At 67.8% G+C, this 18,172-nt stretch carries 17 protein-coding genes; 8 read left to right on the plus strand and 9 right to left on the minus strand.

Annotated elements, in window-relative coordinates; translation table 11 throughout:
• The 6 genes from murJ to trxA all read left to right on the plus strand — a co-directional run.
• Positions 1-1,920 (plus strand): murein biosynthesis integral membrane protein MurJ (gene murJ, locus GUY61_RS02280; protein ID WP_166628328.1); only part of this gene is annotated, 1,920 nt, incomplete at its 5' end.
• 122 nt (positions 1,921-2,042) lie between these two features.
• Positions 2,043-3,767 (plus strand): protein kinase family protein, encoded by a 1,725-nt coding sequence (locus tag GUY61_RS02285; RefSeq protein ID WP_166628329.1) that lies wholly within the window; start codon positions 2,043-2,045, stop codon positions 3,765-3,767.
• Between the two features lie 30 nt (positions 3,768-3,797).
• Positions 3,798-4,505 carry an RNA polymerase sigma factor SigM gene (gene sigM, locus GUY61_RS02290; RefSeq protein ID WP_166628330.1) on the plus strand — a complete coding sequence of 236 codons (708 nt, stop codon included), beginning with the start codon at positions 3,798-3,800 and terminating at the stop codon, positions 4,503-4,505.
• A gap of 89 nt (positions 4,506-4,594) precedes the next feature.
• Complete coding sequence (locus GUY61_RS02295; protein WP_313896469.1) at positions 4,595-5,461, plus strand: hypothetical protein; 867 nt, start codon at positions 4,595-4,597, stop codon at positions 5,459-5,461.
• Between the two features lie 149 nt (positions 5,462-5,610).
• Positions 5,611-6,585 (plus strand): thioredoxin-disulfide reductase, encoded by a 975-nt coding sequence (trxB, locus tag GUY61_RS02300; protein ID WP_166628332.1) that lies wholly within the window; start codon positions 5,611-5,613, stop codon positions 6,583-6,585.
• Between the two features lie 39 nt (positions 6,586-6,624).
• Entirely contained in the window at positions 6,625-6,990 is a 366-nt protein-coding gene (gene trxA / locus GUY61_RS02305) for a thioredoxin (protein WP_166628333.1), read from the plus strand.
• 98 nt (positions 6,991-7,088) lie between these two features.
• Here trxA and GUY61_RS02310 read toward each other — a convergent pair whose 3' ends face one another.
• From GUY61_RS02310 to rpmH, 9 genes are all read right to left on the minus strand, one after another.
• Positions 7,089-7,706 carry a GNAT family N-acetyltransferase gene (locus GUY61_RS02310; RefSeq protein WP_166628334.1) on the minus strand — a complete coding sequence of 206 codons (618 nt, stop codon included), beginning with the start codon at positions 7,704-7,706 and terminating at the stop codon, positions 7,089-7,091.
• Between the two features lie 305 nt (positions 7,707-8,011).
• Positions 8,012-9,115, minus strand: a complete 1,104-nt coding sequence (locus tag GUY61_RS02315) for a ParB/RepB/Spo0J family partition protein (protein ID WP_166628335.1) — start codon at positions 9,113-9,115, stop codon at positions 8,012-8,014.
• Positions 9,112-10,188, minus strand: coding sequence for a ParA family protein (locus tag GUY61_RS02320; protein WP_166628336.1), 1,077 nt, complete (start codon positions 10,186-10,188; stop codon positions 9,112-9,114). Before GUY61_RS02320 ends, GUY61_RS02315 begins: the two co-directional genes overlap by 4 nt.
• A 253-nt stretch (positions 10,189-10,441) precedes the next feature.
• On the minus strand, positions 10,442-11,158 hold the full coding sequence (gene rsmG / locus GUY61_RS02325; RefSeq protein ID WP_166628337.1) for a 16S rRNA (guanine(527)-N(7))-methyltransferase RsmG: 717 nt from the start codon (positions 11,156-11,158) through the stop codon (positions 10,442-10,444).
• A gap of 96 nt (positions 11,159-11,254) precedes the next feature.
• Positions 11,255-11,770 carry a R3H domain-containing nucleic acid-binding protein gene (locus tag GUY61_RS02330; RefSeq protein WP_166628338.1) on the minus strand — a complete coding sequence of 172 codons (516 nt, stop codon included), beginning with the start codon at positions 11,768-11,770 and terminating at the stop codon, positions 11,255-11,257.
• 14 nt (positions 11,771-11,784) lie between these two features.
• The gene (gene yidC / locus GUY61_RS02335; RefSeq protein WP_166628339.1) at positions 11,785-12,927 is read right to left on the minus strand and encodes a membrane protein insertase YidC; all 1,143 of its coding nucleotides are present in this window, start codon (positions 12,925-12,927) and stop codon (positions 11,785-11,787) included.
• A 3-nt stretch (positions 12,928-12,930) separates the two neighbouring features.
• Complete coding sequence (gene yidD / locus GUY61_RS02340) at positions 12,931-13,263, minus strand: membrane protein insertion efficiency factor YidD (RefSeq protein WP_166628340.1); 333 nt, start codon at positions 13,261-13,263, stop codon at positions 12,931-12,933.
• A complete protein-coding gene (gene rnpA, locus GUY61_RS02345) occupies positions 13,260-13,658 on the minus strand; it encodes a ribonuclease P protein component (RefSeq protein WP_166628341.1) in 399 nt (132 codons plus the stop codon). The genes yidD and rnpA overlap by 4 nt, the downstream gene beginning before the upstream one ends.
• A 17-nt stretch (positions 13,659-13,675) precedes the next feature.
• Positions 13,676-13,813, minus strand: a complete 138-nt coding sequence (gene rpmH / locus GUY61_RS02350; RefSeq protein WP_003975051.1) for a 50S ribosomal protein L34 — start codon at positions 13,811-13,813, stop codon at positions 13,676-13,678.
• Between the two features lie 365 nt (positions 13,814-14,178).
• Here rpmH and dnaA point away from each other — a divergent pair, with 365 nt between their 5' ends.
• Entirely contained in the window at positions 14,179-15,951 is a 1,773-nt protein-coding gene (gene dnaA / locus GUY61_RS02355) for a chromosomal replication initiator protein DnaA (protein ID WP_166628342.1), read from the plus strand.
• Between the two features lie 1,016 nt (positions 15,952-16,967).
• On the plus strand, positions 16,968-18,098 hold the full coding sequence (dnaN, locus tag GUY61_RS02360) for a DNA polymerase III subunit beta (protein WP_166628343.1): 1,131 nt from the start codon (positions 16,968-16,970) through the stop codon (positions 18,096-18,098).
• Positions 18,099-18,172 lie beyond the last annotated feature (74 nt).

Genomic DNA, 18,172 nt, shown 5'->3' on the forward strand with positions numbered 1-18,172 from the left:
ATCTACCAGCAGCCTCCCGCCCCGACGAACGCTCCCGATCCCCGCGTGTGGGCCCAGACGCCTCCCCCGGAACCCGAGGGCCCCTCGCGCCATCTTCCGTACGGCGACGATCAGGCCACCCAGTACGTGGGGGTCGACTCCCTTGTGGGCGGCCCCTCCGAGGAGGAGCCCCGGCAGGACGCCTTCGCCCACCTCTACCGCGACCAGCACGGCTACGAGGCCCGGTCCGCCGCCCACGAGGTCATCGAGACGGAGCCCAAGCCCGCCCCTGCCCCGGCACCCAAGCGGACCGGGCGGGCGGCCGGCCTCCTGAAGTCCAGTGCGGTGATGGCCGCCGGAACGATGGTCTCGCGCGTCACGGGCTTCATCCGCTCGGCGTTGATCGTCGCGGCCCTGGGCGCCGCGTTCCTCGGCGACACCTTCCAGGTCGCGTACACCCTGCCGACGATGATCTACATCCTGACCATCGGCGGCGGGCTCAACTCCGTCTTCGTCCCGCAGCTGGTGCGGGCGATGAAGGAGGACGACGACGGTGGCGAGGCCTACGCGAACCGGCTCCTCACCCTCGTCATGGTGGCCCTGGGGGCGCTGACGGCCGCCGCGATCTTCGCGGCCCCGTTCCTCGTCCGTCTGCTGTCCGTTGAGGTCGCCAGCGACCCTGCGGCCAATGAGGTCGCCGTCACCTTCGTCCGCTACTGCGTGCCCACGATCTTCTTCATGGGCATCCATGTGGTGATGGGGCAGGTGCTCAACGCCCGCGGCAAGTTCGGCGCGATGATGTGGACCCCGGTCCTCAACAACATCGTCATCATCGCGACCCTGCTGATGTTCATCTGGGTCTACGGCACCGCAGCGGACTCCCGGATGACCGTCGAGTCGATTCCGTCGGAGGCACAGCGACTGCTGGGCGTCGGTGTGCTCCTCGGACTCACTGTCCAGGCCCTGGCGATGATTCCCTACCTGCGCGAGACGGGCTTCAAGCTGCGGCTGCGCTTCGACTGGAGGGGCCACGGGCTGGGCAAGGCAGCCACCCTCGCCAAGTGGACGATCCTCTTCGTCCTCGCCAATCAGGCAGGCGCCGTGGTCGTGAGCCAACTTTCCACGGCTGCGGTGTCCGAGTCCGACGTGGGCGGCACCGGATACATCGCGTACTCCAACGCACAGCTCATCTGGGGTCTGCCGCAGGCCATCATCACCGTCTCCCTGATGGCCGCGCTGTTGCCGCGTCTTTCCCGTTCGGCCCACGAGGGGGACAGCGGAGCCGTCCGCGACGACATCTCCCAGGGTCTGCGCACCTCGGCCGTCGCGATCGTGCCCATCGCTTTCACGTTCGTCGCGCTGGGCGTGCCCATGTGCACGCTGATCTTCGGTTCCTCCGGTACCGAGGACGCCACCTCGATGGGTTACATGCTGATGGCCTTCGGCCTCGGCCTGATCCCCTACTCCGTGCAGTACGTCGTGCTGCGCGCCTTCTACGCCTACGAGGACACCCGCACCCCCTTCTACAACACGGTCATCGTCGCGGCCGTCAACGCGGGGGCCTCGGCCATGTGCTACCTGCTGCTGCCCGCACGATGGGCGGTCGCCGGCATGGCCGCCGCCTACGGTCTGGCTTACATGATCGGCGTCGGAGTGGCGTGGCGCAGACTGCGCAAGCGGCTGGGCGGCGACCTGGACGGCGCCAACATCGTCCGGGCCTACACCCGCCTGGCCATCGCCTCGGTGCCCGCCGCGGCTCTTGGTGGTGCGGTGGGCTATGCGATCACCCAGGCACTGGGGCAGGGTGTGCTGGGCTCCCTGGCCGCTCTGGTCGGGGGCGGAGCCGTACTGCTGGCCGTCTTCTTCGTCGCCGCGAAGCGGATGCGGGTGCAGGAGCTCAACGCCATGGTCGGCATGGTCCGCGGACGCCTGGGACGCTGAGCCAGCACAACCTTCAACGGCCACCGTGTGTCGTGCATAGCGGCGGACTGTGGGCACAATTGGCTTGGCTTTGCAGAGCTGACGAGTGACAGCGTGCAACGGATGGGGAGGCAGGAACGACGGTGGCGGAACGTAGCACGGCTGCCGTCGACGTGGCCGACAACAGCGGTGAGCAGCCGCTGACCGCCAAGGCGGACGAGGCCACGGCCGACGGGGTGGACGAAGCCCAGAACAAGGCGGAAGAGGCCGGCAAGCCCGGAGATGCCGAAGAGCCGGCCGCGGGGAAGAGCGAGGCCGCGCCCCTCGAGCTGCACAGCGGCCACAAGCTCGCCAGACGCTACCGCCTGGAGGAGTGCGTCACCCGTCTGGACGGATTCAGCAGTTGGCGTGCGGTCGACGAGAAACTTCGCCGGGCCGTCGGTATTCACATCCTGCCCGCCGATCATCCGCGGGCCAGGCCGGTGCTCGCCGCCGCCCGCTCCGCGGCCCTGCTCGGCGACCCCCGCTTCGTGCAGGTGCTCGACGCGGTCGAGGAGAACGACCTCGTGTACGTCGTGCACGAGTGGCTGCCCGATGCCACAGAGCTGACGGCTCTGTTCGCCGCGGGCCCTCTCGAGCCGCACGACGCCTATCAAATGGTCAGCCAGATCTCCCAGGCCATGGCTGCCGCCCACCGTGAGGGACTGGCCCACCTGAGACTCACCCCGGGGGCGGTGCTGCGTACCTCCTCGGGCCAGTACCGGATCCGTGGGCTCGCCGTGAACGCCGCTCTTCGCGGCATCACCTCCGATACTCCGCAGCGCACCGACACCGAGGCGATCGGTGCGCTCCTGTATGCGGCGATCACTCAGCGCTGGCCGTACGAGGAGGACGCCTATGGGCTCTCCGGTCTGCCCAAGGACGTCGGGCTGATTTCGCCGGACCAGGTGAGGGCGGGCGTCCACCGCGGTCTGTCGGAGCTTGCCATGCGCGCTCTGGTCAACAACGGCGCGACGCCCTCGCGGCAGGAGCAGCCCTGCACCACCCCCGAGGAGCTCTCCAAGGCCGTCGCGGCCATGCCGCGCATCCGCCCGCCGGAGCCCGCGTTCGTCGCGCCCCCGGCCTTCCAGCAACAGACGTATCAGCAGGGTGCCTACGGGCGTCCTCAGACCGGCCCCGGCATGAACGCCACCCAGCCGGTCCTGACGCCGCCGCCGCCACTGCAGAGTCGTGCCGGGCGGGCACTGAAGTGGGCCGTGTCCGCACTGCTCATCGCCGCGCTGGGGCTGGGCAGCTGGCAGCTCGCCGACACCCTGATGGATCGCGAGGAGAGCCGGGGCGACAGCGGCACCGGTCAGACGGACGACAGCAACAAGGACACGGAGCAGAAGACGGCCCCTGTGCCGCTGGCCATCAAGGGAGCCGTCGAGTACTACCCGGACGGCAAGGATCAGCACAGTGAGGACGTGGGTCTCACTTACGACGGCGACAGTTCGACGTACTGGCGGAGCTACCGCTTCAACGACGGCCCCGTCCTCGCGCCCTTCAAGGAGGGCGTGGGGATCGTCTATGACCTGGGGTCGGAGAAGACTCTCTCCGCTGCCTCGATAGGGCTCCGCTACGGCGGCGACCACACGACGATCTCGCTGTACGCGGCCGATGCTCTTTCGTCGAGCGCCCCCCTGAGCTCCATGAAGAAGATCAAGGAGATCACCACTCAGGGAACCGAGGCATCGATAAAGGTGAACGAGGCCGTGAAAACCCAGTACGTACTCCTCTGGATCACGGCGATGCCGTACTCCGCCGAAGACCAGTACAGCGGAGCCGGCTACAAGCAAGCCGTGACGGACGTGAAGTTCACGGGCTGATCACGACGCGAGGGGGAGGGGGAACGACCGTTGGACGATGACGTCAGGCTGGGCGACGCCAGCGATCAGGACCTCCTCTCCCGGCATGTGGGGGGAGACCCGGATGCCTTCGGAGAGATCGTGCGCCGGCACCGGGACCGGCTGTGGGCGGTCGCCCTGCGGACGCTCGGCGACCGCGAGGAGGCCGCCGACGCGGTCCAGGACGCCCTGGTCTCCGCGTACCGGGGAGCCCACACCTTCCGCGGCCAGTCGGCCGTCACTACATGGCTGCACCGCATCACCGTGAACGCCTGCCTCGACCGGGCCCGCAAGGCGGCGTCCAGGCGTACCTCGCCTCTCAACGACACGGAGCGCCTTGAGCAACTCCTCGAGCCGCATGAGTCCGCTGCTGCACCCGCCGAACGCCAGGACGTCCACCGGCAACTGGTGACGGCCCTTGCCACGCTGCCGGCCGAGCAGCGGGCCGCCCTCATCCTGGTCGACATGCAGGGCTATCCCGTCACCGAGGCGGCCCGGATCCTCGAGGTCCCCACCGGAACGGTCAAGAGCCGGTGCGCACGCGGTCGGGCAAGACTGCTTCCGCTGCTCACCCACCTACGGGCGGACGAGGGTGATAACAAGGACTCCGGTCCGGGAAGGAACCGGACGCGGGAGTCATCCGTCCCACCGGCAGCGGAAACACGGGACACGGGACCGAGCAACTCAGCTGCTGTGAAGGGCGGAGGTGGACGAGCGTGACATCGACGACCGGTGCGACCGAGCACCCGGATGTCTCGGAGATCTCCGACCTGGCCGAGGGACTGCTCCCCCCGGCCCGCACCACGGACGTGAGCGAGCATCTCGCGTCGTGCGAGCTGTGCGCCGATGTACGGGACTCCCTGGACGAGATCCGCGGGCTGCTCGGCTCCCTGCCCGGTCCAACACACATGCCTGCCGACATCGCCGACCGTATCGATGCCGCCCTCGCCGCCGAGGCGCTCCTTGATGCCGCGGCAGCGGCCGCGGCCAACGCCCCCGCCGATGTTTCACGTGAAACGGATGATGACGTAGCGGCGGTGCCGGCGTCGTCCGGAAGCGTCGTTTCACGTGAAACATCGCTCGGCGGCACATCGGCGCACCGCGCACAAAGAGGCCAGCCGGCCGGCCGGCCTCAGGGCGCGACCGCTCCCAGCGGGCGGTCAGTCACGCGAAGGCGTCGTGTCCGCCTCCTGATCGGTACGGTCGCGTCGGCGGCCTTGCTGGGGCTGGGCGCCCTGCTGGCGCAGTCCCTGGGCGGGGCGGGGGATGGGACGGTTGAACACAGTGCCGCCAGTGACACCGCCGACCAGGCTCGCACCTTCGATGAGCGGAACCTCGAGTCGGATGTGCAGGCACTGATCGACGACCGCCCGCCGTCTGCGGAGCCCGAGGCGGAGCCCAATGGCAAGTCTTTCGGTATCGAGTCCCACGGCACCCTGCCCAAGCGGGCGGAGGAGACCATCCCCGCTTGTGTGCGGGAGGGCATCGGCCGTGAGGACCCGCCGCTCGCTGTTGAGAGGGGCCTCTACGAAGGTACGGAGGCGTACCTCGTGGTGTTGCCGCACGGCACCCAGCCTTCGAAGGTGGACGCGTACGTCGTCGATGCGGCATGCACGGGGAACACCCCTCCCGGCAAGGCCGACGTGCTGCTGATGCGTACCTATCCTCGAGGCTGAGAACGCCCGGCGGTCGCGCTCTGCTGACACACCCCGTACGCGGGCCCTGCGGGAATGTGCGCCCCTTAGGATCCGTTGGGTGGGGTGAGAGTCCTGAAGAGGGAAACCCCTTAGGCAGCAGGCAGTCCGCAGAGACGAGGAAGAAACCCGTGAGCGACGTCCGTAACGTGATCATCATCGGCTCCGGGCCCGCAGGCTACACGGCGGCGCTGTACACCGCGCGCGCGTCGTTGAAGCCGCTGGTCTTCGAGGGCGCGGTGACCGCCGGTGGCGCGCTGATGAACACCACCGAAGTGGAGAACTTCCCCGGATTCAGGGACGGCATCATGGGGCCGGACCTGATGGACAACATGCGTGCACAGGCAGAGCGCTTCGGCGCCGAACTGATCCCGGACGACGTGGTCACCGTCGACCTGAGCGGCGACATCAAAACCGTCACCGACACCTCCGGAACGGTTCACCGTGCCAAGGCCGTGATCGTCACCACCGGATCCCAGCACCGCAAGCTCGGCCTTCCCAACGAGGACGCGCTCTCCGGGCGCGGCGTCTCCTGGTGTGCCACGTGTGACGGCTTCTTCTTCAAGGACCAGGACATCGCCGTCATCGGCGGCGGTGACACCGCGATGGAGGAGGCCACCTTCCTCTCGCGGTTCGCCAGGTCCGTCACCATCGTGCACCGCCGCGACACGCTCCGGGCGTCCAAGGCGATGCAGGAACGCGCCTTCGCCGACCCGAAGATCAAGTTCGCCTGGGACAGCGAGGTCGCAGAGATCCACGGCGACCAGAAGCTCAGCGGTCTGACGCTGCGCAACACCAAGACCGGTGAGACCTCTGAGCTCGCGGTGACGGGCCTCTTCATCGCAGTCGGCCACGACCCGCGCACCGAGCTGTTCAAGGGCCAGCTGGAGCTCGACGATGAGGGCTACCTCAAGGTCGATGCTCCTTCCACCCGCACCAATGTGCCGGGAGTCTTCGCCGCCGGCGACGTCGTCGACCACACCTACCGCCAGGCGATCACCGCCGCCGGTACGGGTTGCTCCTCCGCCCTCGACGCGGAGCGCTACCTCGCCGCGCTCTCCGACGGCGAGAAGCAGGCCGAACCGGAGAAGACCGCCGCGGTCTGAAGATCATCTCCCAGTCCCACCCCCACACCCCGAGAAAGAATGAAGGAGGCCGCAGTGGCCGGCACCTTGAAGAATGTGACCGACGAGACCTTCGAGGAGGAGGTCCTCAAGAGCGACAAGCCCGTTCTCGTGGACTTCTGGGCGGCCTGGTGCGGTCCGTGCCGCCAGATCGCTCCCTCGCTCGAAGCGATCGCGGCCGAGCACGGTGACAAGATCGAGGTTGTGAAGCTCAACATCGACGAGAACCCGGCCACCGCAGCCAAGTACGGCGTCATGTCCATCCCGACGCTGAACGTCTACCAGGGCGGCGAGGTCGCCAAGACCATCGTCGGTGCCAAGCCCAAGGCCGCGATCATCCGCGACCTCGACGACTTCATCGGCGACGAGTCCGTCACCAAGGCCTGACCCGATCCCACCACGGAGTCCGGATCGCCCCTGGGGGTGGTCCGGACTCCGTCCTTTCCGGACTCCTGCTCTTCTGCCCGGCGCGACGCTCCGCGGTCTCACAGGGGCCGCAGCGCCGGCTCCTTCTGCACCGCGCCAAGCAGCCGGTCCAGTGCCAGCTCCACATCTTCTTTCCAGGAGAGCGTCGTGCGCAGCTCCAGTCTCAGCCGCGGATAGGCGGGATGCGGACGCACCGTCTTGAAGCCCACTGCCAACAGGTGATCGGCGGGGAGCACGCAGGCGGGTTCCTTCCACCGGGCGTCCCCGAAAGCCTCGATCGCCTTGAACCCGCGCCGCAGCAGGTCCTTGGCAACCGTCTGCACCATCACCCGGCCGAGTCCCTGCCCCTGGTAGCCCGGGGTGATGAACGCTGTCATCAACTGAACCGCGTCAGGTGAGACCGGGCTCGTGGGGAAGGCCAGAGACCGCGGGACGTATGCCGGAGGGGCGTACAGCACGAAGCCGACCGGTACCTCGTCGACATACACGACCCGCCCGCAGGATCCCCACTCCAACAGGACCGCCGAGATCCAGGCCTCCTTCTCCAGCTCCGGGGTTCCCGCCCTTATCGCGGCCTCTCCGCTGACCGGATCAAGCTCCCAGAAGACACAGGACCGGCAGCGCCTGGGGAGATCGGGAAGGTTGTCCAGTGTGAGCGGTACGAGCCGACGCCCCATGAAGGCGGTTCCTCACTTCCTGCGCGTGCCGCGTCCCGCGCGGCGGTCAGCGCACTCCGTTCGCGGATGAGGCTGCCGACGAAGCCGCCGACCGCCCCCAGTCCCAGGCCTGCCGTCATCAGTCCGGTGCGGCTCACCGTACGCATGGCCTCGCCCTCCGTATGAGGTGCTTCGGGATGGATACGCCACATCCGATCGCATCGTATCCACGGTGCAATGGACTCGGCACTACCGGAAAGCGAAGGGCCGGTCCACGTCCCGCCTACGGGGGACACGGACCGGCCCTTCGCTGTCGCACCGCAGCCTCAGCTCTCGGTGGACTCCGGCTCGTCGGCGGTCGTGGCCGACAGCCCCTGCTCGAGCTCCCGGCGCTCTCCCGGGGCCAGGGTGTCGAGAATCCGCTCCAGGTCCTCCATCGAGGCGAACTCGACGACGATCTTGCCCTTCTTCTGGCCCAGGTCGACCTTCACCCTGGTCTCGAAGCGGTCGGAGAGCCTGGAGGCAAGATCACTGAGCGCCGGGGACAGCCGTGCACCCGCGCGGGGTCCCTTGGCCTTGGGAGCGCTCTTGGGCCCCGAGCCCATCAGCGTCACGATCTCCTCGACCGCCCGCACCGAGAGACCCTCGGCCACGATGCGGTGGGCCAGCTTGTCCTGCTCGTCGGAGTCCTCCACCGAAAGGAGGGCACGGGCGTGCCCGGCAGACAGAACACCCGCCGCCACCCTCCGCTGCACCGGCGGGGAAAGCTTCAGCAGTCGCAGCGTATTGGAGACCTGCGGACGCGAGCGCCCGATTCGGTCGGCCAACTGGTCGTGCGTGCAGTTGAAGTCCTTCAGCAGTTGGTCATAAGCCGCCGCTTCCTCCAGCGGGTTCAGCTGGGCGCGGTGGAGGTTCTCCAGGAGCGCGTCGAGAAGAAGCTTCTCGTCCTCGGTGGCACGGACAATCGCGGGGATCTTCTCCAGCCCTGCCTCACGGCAGGCGCGCCAGCGCCGCTCACCCATGATGAGCTCGTAGCGCTCCGGCCCCAGTTGCCGCACCACGACGGGCTGGAGCAGGCCCACTTCCAGGATGGAGGTGACCAGCTCGGCGAGCGCGTCCTCGTCGAAGACCTCACGAGGCTGCCGCGGATTCGGGGTGATGAAGTCCAGGGGCAGCTCCGCGAAGTGCGCTCCAGCGGGAGCGCTCAGCTGCAGCTCGACCTGAGTCGGCTCCTCTGTTTCACGTGAAACCGAGGCCGCCGGGAGAGTGGCCACCTTGGCGGCAGCCACACCACGCTCCGCGGTGAGCACCGGCACTGACGTCGGGGAGGCGGACGCCACCCCAGCTGGGGCGGCCGACTTCTCGGCCTGCGGCGCTGCTGGGATCAGAGCCCCGAGCCCACGTCCCAGTCCTCTGCGTCGCTCGCTCACTGAATCCCCTCCGACATTCTGTGCTGGCTGAACTGAACACCCACATGGGCGTGCTGTGCGTCGTAGTTCACTTGGACGCCGCGCAGGGCGATCTCTCTGGCGGCCTCCAAGTACGAGAGGGCACCACTGGAACCCGGATCGTACGTGAGAACCGTCTGTCCGTAGCTCGGAGCCTCAGAGATGCGCACGGAACGGGGAATGCTGGTCCGCAGCACCTCGTCACCGAAGTGGCCGCGCACTTCCTCCGCCACCTGGGAGGCGAGCCGCGTACGGCCGTCGTACATGGTGAGCAGAATCGTGGACACGTGCAGTGCGGGATTGAGATGTCCACGCACCAGGTCGACATTCCGGAGCAGCTGCCCCAGTCCTTCCAGCGCGTAGTACTCGCACTGGATGGGGATCAGGACCTCGGCGCCCGCGACGAGCGCGTTGACCGTCAACAGGCCGAGCGAGGGCGGGCAGTCGATGAGAATGTAGTCCAGCGGCTGCTCATACGCCTGAATGGCGCGCTGCAGCCGACTCTCCCGCGCCACCAGGGAGACCAGCTCGATCTCCGCTCCGGCCAGATCGATGGTGGCGGGAGCGCAGAACAGCCCCTCTACATCGGGCACCGGCTGTACGACATCGGAGAGCGGCTTGCTCTCTACCAAGACGTCGTAGATGGAGGGCACTTCGGCGTGATGGTCGATCCCCAGCGCGGTCGAGGCATTGCCCTGAGGATCGAGGTCGATCACCAAAACCCGCGCGCCGTGCAGCGCCAGGGAAGCGGCGAGGTTGACCGTGGTGGTGGTCTTACCCACTCCGCCCTTCTGGTTGGCGACCACCATGACCCGGGTCTGCTCGGGTCGCGGCAGACCCTCGCCGGCACGGCCAAGAGCCTCCACTGCCAGTTGGGCAGCGCGTCCAATAGGGGTGTCGTCCATCGGAGGCGGTGTTTCACGTGAAACATCCTCCCCCGCCGACTCGGTACGGGGGGCGGGGACCGGATCGGCCACCGGCCCCGCGATGTTGGCGTCGGACCGCAAGGATTCACTCTCCTCGACATCAGGCTCTCGATGAACAGAGCCTGCCATGCTTTCGGGGTCGTGAACCAGCGAGGTCCGTTCTCCTGTGGATGAATCCACGTTTGTGGACAACTCTGTGACCCCTGGGGGCCTACGGTCGCGGGGCGTGGCAGCCGCACGTCCGCGACTGATGATTCCATGCAACAGAGAACGACGTTTCACGTGAAACAAGATGCACACGCGCTCGTTCTAAGCTGCCACGACACTCCGATTTGCATAGGTTTGACAGCTTTTATGGGGCAATACTCGTAGGACAGACGGGTCAACGCCGACGGCGGGTCCTGCTCACCCGCGCCGCCTTGGCCCGCTTCGCGGCGAAGCGCACACCACCAGGGCTCTCCCCGCATACGACGCGGACCACAGTGGACAAAGGCTCCACCACGCCCTCGCCGACATGAAGAATTGAGGTCTCCACCACACCGAGCTTGCTGAGGGCAGCCCGCGAGGCCTTCACCTCTTCTTCTGCCGTGTCCCCCTTCAGGGCCAGCATCTCGCCATAGGGGCGCAGCAGCGGAACGCCCCAGCCCGCCAGCCGGTCCAGCGGAGCGACGGCGCGCGCCGTCACAACGTGGACCGGCGGCAGCTTCCCCATCATCTCCTCGGCGCGGCCGCGTACCACCGTCACATGCTCCAGGCCGAGCAACTCGACGACCTCCTGGAGGAAGTTGGTCCTCCGGAGCAATGGTTCGAGCAGCGTGATCTTCAGGTCCGGACGCACCAGCGCCAGCGGGATGCCGGGCAGGCCGGCGCCCGAGCCCACATCGCAGACGGTCACGCTCTCCGGCACGACCTCGGAGAGCACGGCGCAGTTCAGCAGATGCCGCTCCCACAGCCGGGGCACTTCCCTAGGGCCGATCAGCCCTCGCCGCACCCCGGCATCCGCCAGCAATTCCGCGTACCGGACCGCCTCCGGGAAGTAATCACCGAAGACCTCCCTGGCCGCGTCCGGAGCTGGGGGAAGCTCCTCTGCCTCCGTCACGGGAACCGTCCTTCCATACCGGTGGGTGGAACTATCAGGCTGACAAAGACCGGCCCCGCCTGCGAACAGACGGGGCCGGGAGGACCGGGGAGGCGATCAGGCCGGCAGTACGACGACGAAACGCTGCGGTTCCTCGCCCTCCGACTCGCTGCGCAGCCCCGCCGCGGCGACCGCGTCGTGCACCACCTTGCGCTCGAAAGGCGTCATCGGCTTCAGCTTCACCGGCTCACCGGAGTTCTTCGCCTCGTCCGCGGCCTTGGCGCCCAGCTCGGTCAGCTCGGCCCGCTTCTTGGCGCGGTACCCGGCGATGTCCAGCATCAGACGGCTCCGGTCACCGGTCTCCCGGTGCACAGCGAGCCGCGTCAGTTCCTGGAGCGCCTCCAGTACCTCCCCGTCACGGCCGACGAGCTTCTGCAGGTCGCGGCTGCCGGAGTCACTGATGATCGAGACGGCGGCACGGTCCGCCTCGACATCCATATCGATGTCACCGTCGAGATCGGCGATGTCCAGCAGACCCTCGAGGTAGTCGGCCGCGATTTCCCCTTCCTGCTCCAGGCGGGTCAGGGTTTCGCCACCCTCGGCGGCTGCCGCGGAGGTGGTGCCTTCCGTCACGGATCGACTCCTTCTTACTTCTTGGACGGGTGCTTGGGCCGCTGCTGGCCCTTGCGCTGCCCAGACTTGGCTTGGCGTGCGGAACCGGTGGCGGGCTTGGCCGCCGCATCCGGCTTGTCGTCCTGCGGCTCGCCCTTCTGGGGGGAGGGCCCGGGCTCGGTCTGCTTGGACACACCCTCGGGCTTGTCCGTTCCGGCCGGCCTGGCGGGCTGAGCGGCACCGCTCTGGCGCTTGGCCTTGGGCTTCCGCTTGGGCTGCTGGCGGTTGGCGCGAGCGGCCTCGACGGCCTTCTTGGCCTCGACGACCGCCGGGTCCTCCTTGAGCTTGCCCTTGGCGCGCAGACGCTCCTGGCGCTGCTTGTACGCAAGGCTGCCCGGCGTCGGGTTGCGGTGGATCACGAACATCTGCTGCCCCATGGTCCACACGTTGGTGGTCAGCCAGTAGACCAGGACACCGACCGGGAAGTTGATACCGAAGACAGCGAACATGATCGGGAAGACGTACATCAGCATCTTCTGCTGCTGCATGAACGGGGTCTTCACCGTCAGGTCGACGTTCTTCGTCATCAGCTGGCGCTGCGTGTAGAACTGCGACAGCGACATCAGAACGATCATGACGACCGTCACGACCCGGACATCGGCCAGCGTGGCACCCAGGGACTCGATGCGCTCAGCGCTGTCCATGAACTTCGCGGGCAGCGGAGCACCGAAGATCTTCGCTTGACGGGCACTGTCCAGCAGCGACTGGTCGATGACACCGACCGTCTTGTTCCGCGCGATGTCGTTGAGGACGGTGTAGAGCGCGAAGAAGAACGGCGACTGCGCCAGAATCGGAAGACACGAGGAGAGCGGGTTGGTGCCCGTCTCCTTGTACAGCTTCATCATCTCTTCGGACTGACGCTGCTTGTCGTTCTTGTAGCGCTCCTGGATCGCCTTCATCTTCGGCTGGAGCGCCTGCATGTTCCGGGTCGCCTTGATCTGCTTCACGAAGAGCGGGATCAGACAGATCCGGATCAGGATCACCAGCGACACGATGGACAGGCCCCAGGCCCAGCCGCTGTCGTCGCCGAACATGGCGCCGTACACCTTGTGGAACTGGACGATGATCCAGGAAACAGGTGTGGTGATAAAGCTGAACAGACTGGAAATCGTGTCCACTAATCAGGCTCCTTGAGCATGGGGCGAAGTCTCTGCGGCCGGGCTGTTGTTGTCATCGGCGGAGGGCCCGCCCCTTCTGCCCCGCCACGCATCGCGCAGCAGTTCGTGCCATGGCGGACGCTTGCGCGGTGGTACGTGATCGACACCGCCCGGCGACCAGGGGTTGCACCGCAGGATGCGCCACGCGGTCAGGGCGGTGCCCTTGATCGCGCCGTGCCGGTCGATGGCCTCGTACCCATAGTGGGAACACGACGGGTAATACCTGCACACCGGCCCGAGCAGTGGGCTGATCGTCCACTGGTACAGCTTGATCAGAGCCAGCAGCGGATACTTCATCGCGCGCCCTTCCCCTGACCTCCGCCGTGGGATGTCCCACCCAGCAGCCGCTGAAGAGCGGCGTCCAGGTCTCGGGCCAGATGACTGTGGTCGGCGTCGCCCGCGCCGGGCAGCGCCCGTACGACAACCAGGCTACCGGGGGGCAGCGCGGCGAGACGATCGCGCACCAGATGGCGAAGTCTCCGCTTCACCCTGTTCCGTATCACCGCGTTCCCCACAGCTTTGCTTACGACGAAACCCGCACGCGGAAGGGGAGCGCTCTCCCCAGGCGCGTGCGGGTCCGTTGTTCCGCTACGAAGATGTACGACAAGGAGCGGGCGACCTGCCCGACGACCTCTTCGTACCGCGGTCGCGAAGTCCTCGCGCCGCCTCAGCCGATTCTCGGAAGGCAGCACGTCATGACCTGTTGAGATCAGGCGGACAGACGGGCGCGACCCTTGCTGCGGCGGGTCGCCAGGATCGCGCGGCCGGCACGGGTACGCATACGAAGCCGGAAGCCGTGGGTCTTCGCGCGACGACGGTTGTTCGGCTGGAAGGTGCGCTTGCTCACTCGGGGGCTCCAGTAATGACTCGTGTGTTGGCGGGTATCGCCTGGCTGTCACCGTGCGCCCACGAGTAGCTCGCAATACGCCCGAGTGCACCGCTTCACCGACCACGTTCTGACTGGTGTGGTCTTTGCCCATCGGAGGCAGGCGGCAGCAGCCATCGACAACTCGACCTGGTCACGGTACGCGCGGCTACGCCATCCGGTCAAACCGGCGCTCGAGTGGGAGACACTGTGCACAGGCTGTGGACAACGACTTGAACCACCGGGGCAGCCCTGACTACCGTGGCTGAACCCCGAATCCTTCCCGACCGTCCCGAGAATCACACCTTCGCGGGATCCCCCCATGAGTCTCTGAGAGAGCGTGCCCTGTGGCTGACGTACCTGCCGATCTTGCCGCAGTGTGGCCGCGAGTGGTGGACCAGCTCCTCGGCGAAGGACGCGGACAGGGAGTGGAGGCCAAGGACGAGCAGTGGATCCGGCGCTGCCAGCCCCTCGCGCTGGTCGCCGACACCGCCCTGCTCGCCGTCCCCAACGAATTCGCCAAGGGCGTCCTGGAAGGCCGGCTCGCTCCGCTGATCAGCGAAGGGCTGAGCCGGGAGTGCGGCCGCCCGATCCGTATCGCGATCACCGTCGACGACTCGGCCGCCGGTCCGCCCCCACCGGCCCCCGTACCGCACCAGTCCCGCTACGAGGAGCCCCGGCCCGGCTACGAGGACCCGCAGCGGGAGCCCTCCCAGGCCCCCTCGTCCTACGACGACCGGCTGCCGACCGCGCGTCCCGCGTACCCCGACTACCGGCAGCAGCGCCCCGAGCCCGGGGCCTGGCCCCGTATGCAGCCGGCGCAGGACGACTACGGCTGGCAGCAGCCGCGCCCGGGCGGTTTCTCCGGGCGCGAGCGCGATCCCTACGCGACCCAGCACGGGCACCACGGGCAGCAGCACGCTCCGCAGCAGCCGTCCGCCGACTACCGGCAGCAGCGTCCCGGCGAGCGCCCCACGCTTCCGGAGCCCTCATCCCACGGTGTCGCCGGCGGCGCGCACGCCGCGCGCGGTGGCACCCCCGGCCCGCTGGGTGCCCAGCCGGCACCTGCGGGCGGTCCCGGTGAACCGACCGCACGCCTCAATCCGAAGTACCTCTTCGACACCTTCGTCATCGGTGCCTCGAACCGCTTCGCGCACGCGGCCGCGGTCGCCGTCGCCGAGGCACCGGCCAAGGCCTACAACCCGCTCTTCATCTATGGGGAGTCCGGGCTCGGCAAGACGCACCTCCTGCACGCCATCGGGCACTACGCGCGCAGCCTCTACCCCGGCACCCGGGTGCGTTATGTGAGCTCCGAGGAGTTCACCAACGAGTTCATCAACTCCATCCGCGACGGCAAGGGCGACACCTTCCGCAAGCGCTACCGCGAGATGGACATCCTCCTGGTCGACGACATCCAGTTCCTGGCGAGCAAGGAGTCGACGCAGGAGGAGTTCTTCCACACGTTCAACACGCTGCACAACGCCAACAAGCAGATCGTGCTGTCCTCGGACCGGCCGCCCAAGCAGTTGGTCACCCTGGAGGACCGGCTTCGCAACCGCTTCGAGTGGGGCCTCATCACCGACGTCCAGCCGCCCGAGCTGGAGACCCGGATCGCGATCCTCCGCAAGAAGGCCGTGCAGGAGCAGCTCAACGCGCCGCCGGAGGTCCTGGAGTTCATCGCCTCCCGCATCTCGCGCAACATCCGCGAGCTGGAGGGGGCACTGATCCGGGTCACGGCATTCGCCTCGCTCAACCGGCAGCCCGTGGATCTCGGCCTCACCGAGATCGTCCTCAAGGACCTCATCCCCGGCGGCGAGGACTCGGCTCCGGAGATCACCGCCACCGCGATCATGGCTGCGACCGCCGACTACTTCGGACTGACCGTGGACGATCTGTGCGGCTCCTCGCGCAGCCGCGTCCTGGTCACCGCCCGCCAGATCGCCATGTATCTGTGCCGGGAGCTCACCGACCTCTCCCTGCCGAAGATCGGTGCGCAGTTCGGCGGCCGCGATCACACGACGGTGATGCACGCCGACCGGAAGATCCGGGCGCTGATGGCCGAGCGGCGGTCCATCTACAACCAGGTCACCGAACTCACCAACCGCATCAAGAACGGCTGACACCGCACCTGCCGACCGGGAGGGCCGGCACCGCACCATCGCAGGCACAGCCACATCAGCGCCCCCGGAGACGGCTCCGGGGGCGCTCTTCGCATGCGCCGGCCTCCGCGGCGAAGCGGGGAGTGGAAAGCAGGGAGCGCCCGAAGCGCGTGGGACAGCGTGACAGCACGAGGGAGCGCAAGGGAACGGGTGCAGCAAGGGGGAGGGAAGGGCACATCGGCGGCAGGGGAGCCGTGCAGGACCGGTAGGGAGGGCTCCGTTCCTGTTCGAATAGGCCGACCGGGGGACGGACTGTCCACAGATCCGGGTGTGAACGGCCGTCCACACCCTGGGGAACAACGCGTTGTCCCGAACGCGTCCACAGGCACCCTGGTCAAGATCACATCAGGGCTGGTCAGACGCCTGTGGAATTGTGCGCGAGCGGCTTCCACAGACTGTGGATGACATGAATCACCCACAGGGCCGTACGGGAGTTGTCCACCGGCGCCCCACAGGCTGGGGAGTGTTGTCCCCATCCCGAGGGCACTTCTCCACACCTCTGTCCACTGTTCGGCAACGCGACGCGTCCTCTCACCGCCGCGAGTGAAAGGCGTCACACCAAGGTGCTCGATTGAGCTGTGGGGAACGTGGGTAAACCTGGGGACGGCACTGGGGAGAAGTCCCCCGGCCCTGTGCATCGGGTGTGGGTAACTTCCGCCTGTCCACAGCGGGCTCTGGTTGTCCACGGGCGGCGCCCACAGGCCCCGTGGATAAAAAACCGTTGCTGACCTGCGTGGACCGGGTTATCCACGGTTTCCACAGGGCCTACTACTACAACCACTGAGAGATAGCCCGGAATCCACTTCGAAGTGGGTCCTGTGCACAACTCGCCCCTCGGCCGCCGGCCACCTCTTGAGTCGACTTGACCCCGAGCAGCACCGACTGTCGGTGCCGTGCGTCAGACTGGTCCCCGGCATCTCCCATACCGACGAGTCGATGCCGATGAAGAAGGCCAGCAACAGCAGGAGGCGGTTCCGGTGAAGATCCGGGTGGAGCGCGATGTACTCGCGGAGGCAGTGGCCTGGGCGGCCCGCAGCCTCCCGGCCCGTCCGCCCGTGCCCGTGCTCGCGGGCCTCCTCCTGAAGGCGGAGGACGGCGCGCTGAGCCTTTCCGGCTTCGACTACGAGGTCTCGGCACGGGTCTCGGTGGAGGCGGAGATCGAGGAGGACGGCACGGTCCTGGTGTCCGGCCGGCTGCTCGCGGACATCTGCCGCGCCCTTCCCAACCGGCCTGTGGAGATCTCCACGGACGGCGTGCGGGCGACCGTGGTCTGCGGCTCCTCGCGATTCACACTCCACACCCTGCCTGTGGAGGAGTATCCGGCGCTGCCGCAGATGCCCGGGGCGACCGGCACGGTTCCGGGTGAGGTGTTCGCGTCGGCCGTGGCCCAGGTGGCCGTCGCCGCCGGCCGTGACGACACACTCCCGGTGCTGACCGGCGTCCGTATCGAGATCGAGGGCGACACCGTCACCCTGGCCTCCACCGACCGCTACCGCTTCGCGGTGCGCGAGTTCCTGTGGAAGCCGGAGGTCCCCGAGGCCTCCGCGGTGGCGCTGGTGCCCGCCAAGACGCTGCTGGACACGGCCAAGTCACTGACCAGCGGTGACACGGTGACGCTGGCACTGGCGGGCTCGGGCGCCGGTGAGGGCCTGATCGGTTTCGAGGGGGCGGGCCGGCGCACCACGACCCGGCTGCTGGAGGGCGACCTCCCCAAGTACCGCACGCTGTTCCCCACCGAGTTCAACTCGATCGCGGTGATCGAGACGGCGCCGTTCGTCGAGGCCGTCAAGCGTGTGGCCCTGGTCGCCGAGCGGAACACCCCGGTGCGGCTGAGCTTCGAGCAGGGCGTGCTGATCCTGGAGGCCGGGTCGAGCGACGACGCACAGGCTGTGGAAAGGGTCGACGCGCAGCTGGACGGTGAGGACATCTCCATCGCCTTCAATCCGACGTTCCTGCTGGACGGCCTGAGCGCGATCGACTCGCCGGTGGCCCAGCTGTCCTTCACCACCTCGACGAAGCCGGCGCTGCTGAGCGGTCGGCCCGCGATCGACGCCGAGGCGGACCAGGCCTACAAGTACCTGATCATGCCGGTGCGGCTGAGCGGCTGAGCGGCCGGACGTCGACGACGTCGCCGGGCCCTCGCGGCCCGGCCGGGGTTCCGGGGGCGTCTCCCGGGCAGGCG

The sequence above is a fragment of the Streptomyces sp. GC420 genome (genome assembly GCF_009916105.1).
Classification (GTDB): Bacteria; Actinomycetota; Actinomycetes; order Streptomycetales; family Streptomycetaceae; genus Streptomyces.